This is a genomic window from Pseudohongiella sp. (assembly GCF_040877505.1).
In the GTDB taxonomy this organism is placed as follows: domain Bacteria; phylum Pseudomonadota; class Gammaproteobacteria; order Pseudomonadales; family Pseudohongiellaceae; genus Pseudohongiella.
Genome location: NZ_JBBDNQ010000028.1, coordinates 26,275 through 38,843, shown reverse-complemented (window position 1 = coordinate 38,843; position 12,569 = coordinate 26,275). Strand labels below are relative to the sequence as shown.

11 protein-coding genes are annotated in these 12,569 nt (G+C 56.4%); 2 read left to right on the top strand and 9 right to left on the bottom strand.

Annotated features, from left to right (window positions below):
- Positions 1–13: 13 nt before the first annotated feature.
- The gene (locus tag WD071_RS09830) at positions 14–748 is read right to left on the bottom strand and encodes a class I SAM-dependent methyltransferase (protein ID WP_368048197.1); all 735 of its coding nucleotides are present in this window, start codon (positions 746–748) and stop codon (positions 14–16) included.
- 155 nt (positions 749–903) lie between these two features.
- Between WD071_RS09830 and WD071_RS09825 the strand changes: the two genes are divergently transcribed.
- Entirely contained in the window at positions 904–2,088 is a 1,185-nt protein-coding gene (locus WD071_RS09825; RefSeq protein WP_368048196.1) for a CaiB/BaiF CoA transferase family protein, read from the top strand.
- Between the two features lie 26 nt (positions 2,089–2,114).
- Here WD071_RS09825 and nfsA read toward each other — a convergent pair whose 3' ends face one another.
- From nfsA to WD071_RS09810, 3 genes are all read right to left on the bottom strand, one after another.
- Positions 2,115–2,852 carry an oxygen-insensitive NADPH nitroreductase gene (gene nfsA, locus WD071_RS09820; RefSeq protein WP_368048195.1) on the bottom strand — a complete coding sequence of 246 codons (738 nt, stop codon included), beginning with the start codon at positions 2,850–2,852 and terminating at the stop codon, positions 2,115–2,117.
- Positions 2,853–2,896: 44 nt separating this feature from the next.
- Positions 2,897–4,111, bottom strand: a complete 1,215-nt coding sequence (locus WD071_RS09815) for a serine hydrolase domain-containing protein (RefSeq protein ID WP_368048194.1) — start codon at positions 4,109–4,111, stop codon at positions 2,897–2,899.
- Positions 4,112–4,320: 209 nt separating this feature from the next.
- The gene (locus WD071_RS09810) at positions 4,321–5,712 is read right to left on the bottom strand and encodes a Do family serine endopeptidase (RefSeq protein ID WP_368048193.1); all 1,392 of its coding nucleotides are present in this window, start codon (positions 5,710–5,712) and stop codon (positions 4,321–4,323) included.
- Positions 5,713–5,956: 244 nt separating this feature from the next.
- On the opposite strand from WD071_RS09810, the gene WD071_RS09805 reads away from it, so the two are divergent.
- Positions 5,957–7,117, top strand: a complete 1,161-nt coding sequence (locus WD071_RS09805; protein ID WP_368048192.1) for a transcriptional regulator — start codon at positions 5,957–5,959, stop codon at positions 7,115–7,117.
- A 24-nt stretch (positions 7,118–7,141) separates the two neighbouring features.
- On the opposite strand, the gene WD071_RS09800 is transcribed toward WD071_RS09805, so the two are convergent.
- The 5 genes from WD071_RS09800 to WD071_RS09780 form a co-directional block, all read right to left on the bottom strand.
- A complete protein-coding gene (locus WD071_RS09800) occupies positions 7,142–8,401 on the bottom strand; it encodes an NAD(P)/FAD-dependent oxidoreductase (protein ID WP_368048191.1) in 1,260 nt (419 codons plus the stop codon).
- A gap of 16 nt (positions 8,402–8,417) precedes the next feature.
- Positions 8,418–9,632, bottom strand: coding sequence for an acyl-CoA dehydrogenase family protein (locus WD071_RS09795; RefSeq protein ID WP_368048190.1), 1,215 nt, complete (start codon positions 9,630–9,632; stop codon positions 8,418–8,420).
- A gap of 84 nt (positions 9,633–9,716) precedes the next feature.
- Complete coding sequence (locus tag WD071_RS09790) at positions 9,717–10,481, bottom strand: SDR family NAD(P)-dependent oxidoreductase (RefSeq protein WP_368048189.1); 765 nt, start codon at positions 10,479–10,481, stop codon at positions 9,717–9,719.
- 162 nt (positions 10,482–10,643) lie between these two features.
- Entirely contained in the window at positions 10,644–11,492 is an 849-nt protein-coding gene (locus WD071_RS09785; protein WP_368048188.1) for an SDR family oxidoreductase, read from the bottom strand.
- A gap of 1 nt (position 11,493) precedes the next feature.
- Positions 11,494–12,510, bottom strand: a complete 1,017-nt coding sequence (locus tag WD071_RS09780) for an NADP-dependent oxidoreductase (protein ID WP_368048187.1) — start codon at positions 12,508–12,510, stop codon at positions 11,494–11,496.
- Positions 12,511–12,569: the final 59 nt, after the last annotated feature.

Here is a 12,569-nt window from a genome sequence, read left to right as displayed (position 1 = left end):
TACAACCTGAGTGCTACTCAGGTTTGCTGAAAATCATCATGTGCTGCCAGGGCAGAAAGTCCAGCGTGTCATCCCAGTTCAGGCCGAAGACGCTCATCTCACGCACCACCTGCTCTTCCGTCATTTTGTGCAAGGGCCTGATGGGCACGCTGTCATCCTCGGCGCGATATTCAATGAGAATCACGCGCCCGCCCGGTTTCAGTGCTTCGTTGATGCCATCCAGCATTTCAAACGGGTGCGAAAATTCATGATAGGCATCAACCAGCAGCACCACATCCACGCTGTTTGCCGGTAAACCGGGGTCGTCTATACGGCCCAGGACGGGCTCTACATTAGTGATGCCCAGCTCCGTTTTGCGCTGCTCCAGCAGCTCCAGCATCTCTGGCTGAATATCGGTTGCCAGTACCCTGCCTTCGGGCACCAGAGGCGCCATTCGGAAACTGAAATAACCGGTACCGGCACCTATATCAGCGACCACATGATCGGGCTCCAGGCCCATATTGGCGACAACCTCGTCAGGCATTTCCTCATGTGTCCGTTGTTCCCGCTCCAGCCAGCCGGCCGCCTGGTGGCCCATGACACCGGATATCTCACGACCCATGTAAAATTTGCCGATCCCGCCCTGGCTGCGACCCGGGTCAAATTCATAACCCGGATTTTCCGCTGCCTGCAACGAACCAGCACCCAGCACAACGGCAATGCTAATAGCGGCAGTATAAACAGGGACCAGCAGTTTCAACGATTTCATGGTTTCCACCTTCAGTTGCAAAAAAACTTGATGCCCGAAGAGTACCAGAAGTGGCCTTGTGTTTGTAAACCGGACGCTACGCCGACCCGGCAGCGCGCCGTACCAGAGCTGTGATAGAATCCGGCCAGGTTTAATTCAGGGGGAAACAGACACAGATGAGCAACGTTCTGGAAGGTATTCGGGTACTGGATTTTGGTCGCTACATTGCCGGGCCATTTTGCGCCAGCCTGCTCAGCGACATGGGCGCAGAGGTCATTCGTATCGAGAAAGTGCAAGGCAGTGAAGACCGTTTCCTGTCCCCGGTCAGTGATACCGGTGATGGCGCCCTGTTCATGCAGATGGGCCGCAACAAGCTGGGCATGACCCTGAACCCGATGAAACCCGAAGGCCGGGAGATCGTGAAAAAGCTGGTGGCCAGCGCTGACGTTGTTGTCGCCAACCTGCCACCGGACACCTTGCATGCCATGGGTCTGGATTATGACAGCCTGACGGCAATCAAACCTGACATTATCCTGACCATGATTTCAGCCTTTGGTACCGGCGGGCCTTACAGCAACCGGGTGGGCTTTGACGGACTCGGCCAGGCCATGTCGGGCGCCATGTACATGTCCGGCACCCCGGAGCAACCCGTTAAATCCTATGCGCCTTTTATTGATTTTGGTACCGCCAGCCTCAGCGCCGTTGGCACCATGGCGGCGCTGCTGGAACGTCAGAAAACCGGTCAGGGCCAGGTGGTGGAAGCCTCCCTGTTCAATACGGCACTGACCATGATGAACGGCACCCTGATTGAACAGGCCATGATTGAGCGTAACCGTAGCGCGACCCTCAACCGGTCGCAGACATCAGGACCTGCTGACACCTTCAGGACACGGGACGGCTGGGTGCTGATTCAGTCCGTTGGCGGTCCATTGTTCGCGCGCTGGGTGGAGTTGATGAGTGAACCGGAGTGGCTGGACGATCCACGATTCAAGGATGACATCACCCGCGGCGACAATGGCGAACTGATCAGCGAGCGCCTGGCTCGCTGGTGCGCAGAACGCAGTTCCTCAGAGGTTCTGGCGGCCATGGAAGCGGCTCGCATACCCGCGGGTCCGGTGATGTCACCACAACAGGTACTGGATGACCCGCATGTAGCAGCACGCGGCATGTTAAAGCAGCTGGAGTATCCCGGCGCAGCCAAAGCCGCCCCGGTCATGACCACCCCGTTCAGCCTGTCTGCTACACCAACCGCGGTGAAACACCGTGCACCGCTGTTGGGTGAACATACGGATCAGATCATGCAGGAGCTGGGATATTCGCAGGCTGACATCGACCAGCTGCGATCAATCAGGGTCATTTGACAGGCACGCCAGTCGCTGCCTGTTACTCACTTCATGTCAAAGCCTTGTTCAGCCAGAAAACCCCGCATATGTGGCCGGGCTTTTTCACTGAGCAGGGCAGCCACCTGTTCGCTCCAGCAAATGCCATGGCCGCCGCCGGTTCGCGTACGGTAATACGCCCGCACGCGCTCGTCATATTCTTCAATGACAGCGGCGTCCTGGCTATCGTCATAGACCTCTTCTTTGACAATAACGGACAACGGCAATCTGGGTTTCACCTCAGGGTCCTGGTCCGGGTATCCCAGACACAAACCAAACACCGGGTAAACACCCACCGGCAGTTTCAGTAAATCAGACACCTGGCGCGGGTTGTTGCGGAGCCCACCGATGTAGCAGATGCCAAGCCCGGCCGACTCGGCAGCGACAACCGTATTTTGCGCCATCAAGGCTGCATCAACGGTGGCAATGATAAAGTGTTCGGTGTAATCACCTGAAAAAGGTTTGTCATACCGTTCACAACAGTTGCCCGCCCGGCGCACGTCAGCACAGAACACCAGAAATTCGGCCGCACTGGCTACATAGGGTTGATTACCCGCGAATGCCGCCAGTTGCGCCCGGCTCTCCGGATTGCTTACCCGAATCACGGTGGCACCCTGCAGGAAACTGGAGGTGGCTGCGCTTTGACCAGCGGCCAGGATATCCGTCAGCAAACCTGCGGGCAGCGCCTGTTCATTGAATTTTCGAATACTGCGATGGGACTTCAACAAATCAAGGGTGTCATTCATAGTGTTCTCTGCAAATTAACGTCTGATGGCTCGGGGAACGCCGGTTAAAGCGCGTTGATATTGGCCTGAAGATTATCCAGAAAATGCGGTACGACATCGTTGGCCAGCCGGGTTTCAGCATTGAACATGACAACCAGTGCTATATCGTAAGCTGGTACCAGCACAATCTCGGAGCGGTAGCCACGCACACCGCCGCCATGATGAATCACACGCATGCCGTCATAATCCAGAATTCGCCAGCCCAGGCCGTACCAGGCATTTTTGACTTTTGGCCAGCGATTGAAGTAGTTGCCGCGCGGCGTTTCTACCACGGGTGTATGCTGAATATCGAGCAGTGCACGAGGCAGCACGTCGGGTGCGCCGCCAAGATTGGCCTGGGCCCAGCGGGCCATATCAAGGATGGTTGCATTGACGCCGGCCGCCGGCCCGGTTGTGTAATAAGCCTCATTTACCGAACTCAGGCGCCAGCCGCCACGTGCGAATTGATGAGGTGAGCTGGCATTGGGGTTGTCCCGGAACGCTTCATAGCCCATCGATGCCTGGTTCATGCCCAGCGGCAGAAAGATGTTCTCCACCACAAAATCATCGTATGTGGTTCGCAGGCTGACCTCCACAACATCGGCGACCAGGGAAAAGACCACATTCTGATAACCATAGCAGCTACCGGGCGGGCATACGGTAGGAATTTCGTGAAATTTTTCCTGAATCTTCTGATAGGCCACACCGGCATCCAGCATATTGGAGAAGGCGTGTGGCATCAGCCCGGTTGTATGACTGAGCACATGCCGCAGTGTCATCTGCCTGGTCGCGGCGTCGGTGCCAATATCGTAGGGCAGGATGGTTGAAATGGGCTCGTCCCAGGTGGATATATTGCTGCTTACCAATTGCGAGGCCACGGTGCCGGCAAACGTTTTTGAAACCGAGGCAATACGAAAAACGGTATCGCTGTCCACCGCCAGGTCTTGCTGCACACTCCGCAGGCCGTAGGTCTGCAAATCCAGGATATCCGACGACGAAACAATCGCCAACGCCACACCCGGAATTCCCTGTTCCGTCACTTCCTGCTGCAACCAGCGCTTGTAGGTGCTGAAGTCAGCAATATCGCCTTGCGTTATCGGCGTCGGCAACTGCCCGGGCACTTGATAGAACGTCGGCTGGGTGCCCTGCTGAAGCAGCGATGCTGAGGATGTTGAGTAAGTTGAGGGAGCCGGATCATCGGCCAGCGCCAGCGTCGATATCAGGGAGCAGATCACGGACACGACACATCGTGGATCAGAGAATATTGATAATAAGCGGAGTTTTGCGGTGACTGGCAAAATACGGCATTCCGTGGGTGTAGAGATTTGCCATGGAAAATACCATGTCACCCGGAATTTGCAAGTGTTTGCAGCCCTGGCAGTCAATGCCAGACATTGCAATCAACATAAAAAAACCGGCCTGCCAGGGCGGCAGACCGGCTAAAAAGGGCTCAGGACAAAATCACTAACAGCTTTTGTCCACCCCTCACTACACCCAGGGCAATTACCTCGGGTTCCTTGCTCAACAATCGATTAAACTCGCTCAGCGATGCTGCAGGCTGGCGATTTACCTCCTGAACAATATCTCCGGGACGCAGACCTGCCGCCCACGCCGGGCTGCGTTGATCAACATCCGCGATCTCAACACCAGTCTCCGCACCCACGACATCCTGTAAGCGTGCGCCCAGAAACCGCGTCTCATCTGCCCGACGTGCATTGTTGGGCTCACCGTTCGTCGCAACCGATGCCTGATCTTCGCCGGCGACGATCAAGGCAGTGACGCTGACGGGCTCTCCGTCCCGCAGAATGCCCAGTTCCAGTTCCTGGTCGACACCTGCCAGGCCAACCGCATTGCGCAACTCCCGGCTGCCGACAATGTTCTTGCCGTTGATGGAAACCACCAGGTCGGAGACCTGCAGTCCAACCTCATCTGCCACCGAACCTGGCATGACCTGCATGATCAGGGCACCACGCTCGGCACCCAGTTCCAGCGTTTCCTCAACCAGGGGCGTGTGGTCCCGAATGATGACCCCCAGCTGACCGCGCCGGACGACGCCATCACGTTCCAGGTGAGTCACGACCGCCGCAACCATGTCGACCGGCACTGCGAATCCGACACCGGAACTGGTCCCGGAACCCGATATGATGGCGGTGTTGATACCGACCAGACGCCCCTGAAGATCAACCAGCGCCCCGCCGGAGTTGCCGACATTAATGGCCGCATCCGTCTGAATGAAGTCCTCGTAGTTGTCGTTGTTGATGCCGGCGCGTCCAAGCGCACTGATAATGCCGGAGGTCACTGTCTGACCAATGCCGAACGGATTGCCTATTGCTACCACATAGTCGCCAATCCGTAAGCGACTGACGTCCGCCAGCTCAACCGCGCTCAGGCGATCGGCTTCTACCTGCAACAGCGCAATATCTGTCTGTTCGTCGCTGCCGATCAACTCAGCTTCAAGCACACGGCCATCCAGCAAACCCACCGTGATGGCATCGGCGCCCGCCACAACATGGTGATTGGTGATGATGAAGCCATCCTCGCTGTCTATGACAACACCGGAACCGGCACCTCGCGATCGCCTGACCGGTGGCTGCTGTCCATTGCTCCCGAAACCGAATACATCAGGCATGCGCTCTACCCGGCTAACCGAAATATTGACCACTGCCGGGGTGACTGTTTCCAGCATGGGGGCCAGAGACGGCATGCTGTTGTCGTAAACCTGCTGTGTTTCCGCCTGCAGAGATGCTATTGAGGCAAGTCCGGCGGCCATAACAGCCACAGCCAGCATGGCCTTGAGCAGATACCTGTGTGTGAAACTCTTGAACCTGATTTGTGATGTCATCGCCAGTAACCTCCGTAAATTATAGGGTCAGGCTGGTATCAGCGCTGCCCGACTACGGACTTGAAGATAGGCCCGTCAGACGCCATATACCTGAGGAAAACCGGAAAAAAACATCCAGAATTTGTGAAATTGGCACTTTTTGGGCCTGCCGCGGTCCTATATGGACATAGCCTTGCGGTAAGATATGAACAGCAACAGCCATGAGCGAACAGCAACAGCCATGAGCGATATGGAAAGCACAAGCATGAGCGAATCCAATACACAGCCGGACCCCGCAGAGAACGCCGTGTCATACGCAGCTTTGATCAGCTGCCGGGCGTTCGTGCTGGATTGCTGGCATGTCTATCCGACACGCAACCTGATCAGGTTCCGGGGCGATGCTGGCGAGGCCGGGGGCGGTCAGGCGCAACAACAGGTTGAACCCAGGCTGATGCGCCTGCTGTGCCTGCTGGCCGCGTCTGCCGAATCTGTGGTCAGTCGTGACGACATCATTTCGGTGCTGTGGCCAAGGGTTGTGGTCAATGAAAACTCCCTTACCCGCGCGGTGTCTGATCTGCGTCGCTGTTTGACACCACCGGGCGCCAATCGCACGGCATTGATCCAGACCATACCCAAACGCGGGTATCGGCTGACCCGGACACCGACTGTTGTCGATGCGCACTCTGTGCGCCCATTGCAAAGCCGACGCCCGGGTGATGAGCCAACGCTGCCACCGTCAGGCAAAACTGCCGCGGGACGCTGGATCACACGCTGGACGCCCAGCATAGCGGCCTGCTTTATTCTGGCACTGGCGTTGGTGCTGCGGGTCAGTGATGACGGCCAGAGCCGTTTACCGGTGGCACAGCTGCCAACAGATCCGGCATTTACCGCAGATGCACAGCACGTCTCGCCGCCGGTCTACGATCGGGTTATCGGCTCGTCCGGGCATGCCGATTCCGGACTTGGGCAGGATGCACGGGCCCTGCCCACAAACCTGGCGGAAAGCGCTGCGGCACCGTTGTACATTACCAGGCTTGGCAACGCGCCAGAAAATGCCCTGCAGACGCTACAGCGACCACCCGCAACGGACCTCAGACCCGGACAGGCGATGTTGACACCCGATGGCCAGTTGCTGGCTTACGTTGAATTTCGGGACGGCATTTCCAGCCTGAACCTGCGCCCGGCCCTGACCGACGCCGACCCATGGGTGGCATTCACCACCGATGAGCGGATTTTTAATCTGCAATGGTCGCCACTGGATGCCGGCATTTTACTGACGGTAGGTCAGAGCGCGGAAAACAAGGATCAGGCATCCTATCTGCGTTTGCTGTTACTGGATATGGAGACATTGTCTCTGCAGGAACTGTATCGCCGCGAGTTGCCACACAATAGGGACTGGCCGGGTGAAATTGGCAATCTGACCTGAGACCTGGTCACCTCACTCTGAGAGTCAGGTTTGACTGGTCAGCGCCCCGGCAACCCGCAGTGCGCTGACCACACCGTCTTCATGGAACCCCTTGCCCCACCACGCGCCACAATACCAGGTGCGCTGAACACCGTTGATCAGTGACCATTGTGTCTGGGCATGCGCTGCGTCGCGGCTGAAGACGGGATGGGCATAGTCGAACCGGCCCAGTATTTTTGCTGCATCTATCCGGTCGGTATCGTTCAGGCTGACTAAAAACTGTGAGTCACCGGTAATCCCCATCAGACGGTTCATATCGTAAGTGACACGTGGCAGTCCACTGCGGTCAGCGGTCAGGTAATAATTCCAGCTCGCCCACGCGCGTCTGTTCGCAGGCATCACCGAGGTATCGGTGTGTAGCACCACATCATTGGGCTGGTAGCGCACGGCCGACAGAACATCACGCTCATCCGCGCTGGCGTCACGCAACAACGCCAGGCTCTGATCACTGTGACAGGCGAGCACAACCTGATCAAATTGCTCCGCGCTGTCGTTGGTGTACAAGGTTACGTGATTGGCAGAACGCTCGAGGCCAAGCACAGGGGTCGACAGCCGAATCCGATCGGCAAACCCCGCGCTCATGGGTTTGATATAGGCACTTGAGCCACCGACCAGGGTGCGCCAGCGCGGACGGTTGTGCACATTCAGCAAGCCGTGGGCATACATGAACGGCAGCATGAAACGGACCGGAAACTCGAGCATCTGGCGAAACGGCGTCGACCAGATGGCAGAGGCCATGGGCACCAGATAATAGTCTCTGAATTTGTCGCTCAAGCCCAGGTGCTGTACATAGTCCTTAAGCAGCAGGTCCGGAATCTGTCCCTGCTCACAAGCACTGATGGCCTGTTTGTTGAAGCGCAGAATATCGAGCAGCATACTGATATACGACGGTGAGAGCAGATTCCTGCGTTGTGCGAACAACCCGTCGTACATGGCAAAGCGACCGCTGACCCCGGCGTACTCCAGGCCACTGGTCTGACAACTGACACCAAAACTCATGTCCGAGTCGCGCCAGCGAACCCCCAGTTCGTCCATCAGCGTGATAAAACCGGGGTAGGTCCAGTCATTGAACACGATAAACCCGGTATCAACCGAATACCGACGACCATCAACAGTCACATCAATGGTCGCCGTGTGGCCGCCCAGCCGGTCATCGGCCTCGAATACAGTAATATCATGCTGGTCATGCAGCTTGTAGGCGGCAGTAAGACCAGCGATACCGGTTCCGACAATGGCAATTTTCAATGCGCGAGTTCCTGATTCAGGCGAAGCGTGCCAGTTCCTTGCGCGCAACAACCCGGCGGTGGACTTCATCCGGGCCGTCAGCCAGGCGCAGTGTGCGCTGTGACGTCCACAACGCAGCCAGCGGCGTATCCTGCGACACACCCGTGGCGCCGTGCATCTGAATCGCACGATCAATAACCCGCAAAGCCATATTGGGCACAGCCACCTTGATCTGCGAAATCGCATCACGGGCCGCTTTGTTGCCAATGGTATCCATCAGGTAGGCAGCCTTGAAAACCAGCAGTCGACACATCTCAATTTCGATTCGGCTGTCAGCAATCACATCGTAGTTACCACCCAGCTCTGACAGCGGTTTGCCAAACGCTTCACGGCTCAGCGCCCGTGTGCACATCAGGTCCAGTGCGCGCTCAGCAGCGCCGATGGAACGCATGCAATGATGGATGCGACCTGGCCCCAGACGCCCTTGAGAAATTTCAAAACCACGCCCGCGGCCCAGAATGATGCTCTCTTTTGGCACACGGACATTGCTGAACCGGATGTGCATATGACCGTGCGGTGCATCGTCCTTGCCAAACACTTCCATCGGTCGCAGAACATCAACGCCGGGGGTGTCCATCGGTACCAGTATCTGCGACTGGCGGCTGTGTTTGGGTGCTTCCGGGTCGGTCACCACCATCACAATCATGATTTTGCATCGCGCATCGCCAGCGCCGGAGATATAGAATTTTTCACCGTTGATGACCCATTCATCACCATCGAGTACCGCACGCGTGGCGATATTGGTGGCATCTGATGAGGCAACATCAGGCTCTGTCATGGCAAACGCCGAACGGATTTCGCCGGCCAGCAAAGGTTTCAGCCAGCGCTCTTTCTGTTCTTCCGAACCATAACGTTCGAGCACTTCCATATTGCCGGTGTCCGGTGCACTGCAGTTAAATGCTTCGGAAGCCAGGCGACTGCGGCCCATGATTTCGGCCAGGTGTGCATATTCCAGGTTGCTGATGCCAGCGCCGCCCTGGCTCTTGGGCAGGAAAAAATTCCACAAACCCAGGGTTTTGGCCTTGGCTTTGAGACTTTCCATGATTTCGTCCTGCCGTGGCGTGTGAGACCAGCGATCGCCCACACTGACTTCGTCGTGGTACTCCTTCTCCACAGCAACGACGTCAACTTCGACGAATTCGCGAATCTTCTCGCGCACTTTTTGCATTTCTTCTGACAGTCCAAGATTCATTCGCGGTTCCTCATGATATTCTTCGTGTTATAAAAGTCTGGTTACTATTAACCCGGTGCCTGTACTCACCCAGTGCCTGTACTCTCACCCCGTGATAGTGCCACCACCGTCGACAACCAGTGTCTGTCCCGTGGTAAAGCTGCCGGCATCAGATGCCAGGTAAATCGCCGCGCCTGCTATCTCGTCCGGCTCACCGATTCGGCGCAGGGGGTACTTTGACACCGTTGCTTTGTAAGTCTCCGGATTCTCCCACAGCGCCTTGGCAAAGTCCGTCCTGATCAGCCCCGGGGCAATACAGTTGACACGGATATTCTTCGGACCCCATTCGACCGCCAGGTTGCGCGCTATCTGCATATCCGCGGCCTTGGAGATACCGTAGGCACCCAGCACGTCAGTGCCTTTGAGCCCGGCAATAGACGACACGATGATGGCTGCACCACCACCGTTTTCTGCCATGCCTGGCAACACCAACTGGCACAACCGGTGCGCGCTGCCGATGTTGGAATGCATGATCTTGTCGAAGGCCTCATCGGGGATGTCCTGAGACGGACCGTAGAACGGATTGAGGGCAGCATTGATGACCAGAATGTCGATTTTGCCAAAATGTTTGATGGTCTTGTCGACCAGTGTCTTCAACTGTTCCTTGTAATTGATGTTGCAGGCCACCGGGAGTGCGTCGCCACCTCTGTCGTTGATACCGGCAGCGACTTCGTCACAGGCATCCTGGTTGCGGCTGGATATCACTACTTTGGCGCCAGCGTCGGCCATATGCGTCGCGATAGCCAGACCGATACCTTTGGTGGAACCGGTGATCAGCGCTACTTTACCGCCAAGATCGAATAAACTCATGTCTGCTCCCTCTTCAGCTAATTTTTTCAGCTACCTTTTTCAGCAAATTACGGTATCTGCATCTACCGACAAGTATTTGTCGACAGACACTTGATAGCAATTATAATTTCTATGAATTTTGCTGCCTATCATTATAACAGCGTACCGGGGCCACGGAAACGCTTACTGCTGATCAGCCTCCATCCAGGCTCGCGTACCTTTGCTGATATGGGTTCCGCCATCAACCGGGATCACGGCGCCATTGGTATAGGCACCTGCCCGTGACGCCAGGTAGACCAGCACGCCGGCTATTTCTTCCGGCTCACCGGCCCTGCCCATGGGGCTGTCAGCGGCAATGTCATCACCAAATTCGCGTAACACATAATCAGTCATTCTGGACTGGAAAAAGCCGGGCGCCACCGCGTTGACGGTGATATGACGAGGCCCGAGGTCAACAGCCAGGGTTCGCGTCAGGTGATGCAGGGCAGCCTTGCTGGCCGAATAAGCGAATGTTGGCACCCGCTGCACAACAGGCACCTGCAGGCCGTCCATGGACCCGATATTGATCACCCGCGCCGGATCCTGCGCCGTGGCAGCCAGCCCCAACAGCGGCAATAACTCGCGGGTCAGCGAAAATACCGCATTCACATTGGTGGTCATGACTTTGGCAAAGGCGTCGTCCGGGTAGTCCTCGATTTTGGCCCCCCAATTGGCACCCGCATTGTTCACCAATATCGACAGCCCCTGCTCACCAAACTGCTGCTGCAAAAAATCCCGCAGCCGTTGCCGGTCCTCTGGCTGCGTGACATCGGCAGCAACCGCCTGGCAATCACCCAGCGGCTGCAATTGTGCCAATGCTTCATCACATTTGTCCTGTTTACGCGAGGCTATCACCACGCGCACACCGGCTCGCAGCAAGGTCTCAGCCATAATCAGACCCAGACCGCTACTGCCCCCGGTTACCAGCGCCGTTTTACCGGCCAGGTCAAACAGCCGCCCAACAGCCAGAGAAGATACGTGTGTTTCAGTCATCTCATTCGTCCGCTATTTTCACCAGTTGTTTGCCAAAATTGCGGCCACGCAACAATCCACGGAACAGCTCGGGTGCGTTTTCCAGGCCCTCGCCAACAGATTCCCGATACTTGATTTTACCCGCCTTGACCCAGGCGCCCAGTTTTTCGGTCGCTTCAGGCCAGCGATCCTGCCACTCGGTCACAACAAAGAAGCGGTGCTCGGGCACATCATCCAGTGTTTTCAGAATATGGAAGGGCGTTTCGCCCTTGGTAATGTCCGTGTCATTGTAATTCGAGATGTAACCACAGATGGGCACCCGCGCCCCCTTGTTAAGAAGCGGAGCGACAGCCCTGGTGACATCACCACCAACGTTTTCGAAATAGATGTCGATGCCATTGGGACAGGCCGTTTTCAGCTTCTCCGCCAGATCGCCACTCTTGTAATCCAGGCAATCATCAAAGCCGAGCTCTTTCTTGACATAGCGACACTTTTCTTCGCCACCGGCAATACCAATGGCGCGCAAACCCAGGGTACGTGCAATTTGCCCTACCACCGAACCGACTGCACCTGAAGCCGCAGCAACCACCAGGGTTTCTCCGCTTTGCGGTTTACCGACTTCGGTCAAACCAAAAAACGCCGTACGCCCCGGCATGCCGACAACGCCGAGGTGCGCTGACAGGCTGCCGTTGTTCAGGTCAACTTTCATCAGCCTGGGATCATCATCATCGGCGACAATCATGGTCTGCCAACCCATATGGGCAGTCACATGGTCACCGACCGCATAACGAGAGGACTTTGATGCCACAATCACGCCAGCGGACTCGCCGGTAATGACATCTCCCACCTGCAACGGCTGCGCGTATGATTTGACATCATTCATGCGCCCGCGCATGTAAGGATCCAGCGACAACCAGAGGACCTTGATCAGAATTTGTCCGTCCTGTATTTCAGCGACATCCTCCTGAACCAGACTGAAACAGTCATCGCCCGGTTCGCCAACAGGCCTTTTGGCAAGTAACATCTTGTTATTCTTCATATAAACTCCTGTATATCAACAATATTGAGCAATCGGATGACCTGCATACTAGCCTACCA

Excerpts from the sequence above, each read along its gene's own strand:
- WD071_RS09825 (WP_368048196.1), top strand. The coding sequence starts at position 904 with ATGAGCAACGTTCTGGAAGGTATTCGGGTACTGGATTTTGGTCGCTAC.
- WD071_RS09785 (WP_368048188.1), bottom strand. The coding sequence starts at position 11,492 with ATGACTGAAACACACGTATCTTCTCTGGCTGTTGGGCGGCTGTTTGAC.
- WD071_RS09795 (WP_368048190.1), bottom strand. The coding sequence starts at position 9,632 with ATGAATCTTGGACTGTCAGAAGAAATGCAAAAAGTGCGCGAGAAGATT.
- WD071_RS09805 (WP_368048192.1), top strand. The coding sequence starts at position 5,957 with ATGAGCGAATCCAATACACAGCCGGACCCCGCAGAGAACGCCGTGTCA.
- WD071_RS09810 (WP_368048193.1), bottom strand. The coding sequence starts at position 5,712 with ATGACATCACAAATCAGGTTCAAGAGTTTCACACACAGGTATCTGCTC.
- WD071_RS09830 (WP_368048197.1), bottom strand. The coding sequence starts at position 748 with ATGAAATCGTTGAAACTGCTGGTCCCTGTTTATACTGCCGCTATTAGC.
- WD071_RS09790 (WP_368048189.1), bottom strand. The coding sequence starts at position 10,481 with ATGAGTTTATTCGATCTTGGCGGTAAAGTAGCGCTGATCACCGGTTCC.
- nfsA (WP_368048195.1), bottom strand. The coding sequence starts at position 2,852 with ATGAATGACACCCTTGATTTGTTGAAGTCCCATCGCAGTATTCGAAAA.
- WD071_RS09780 (WP_368048187.1), bottom strand. The coding sequence starts at position 12,510 with ATGAAGAATAACAAGATGTTACTTGCCAAAAGGCCTGTTGGCGAACCG.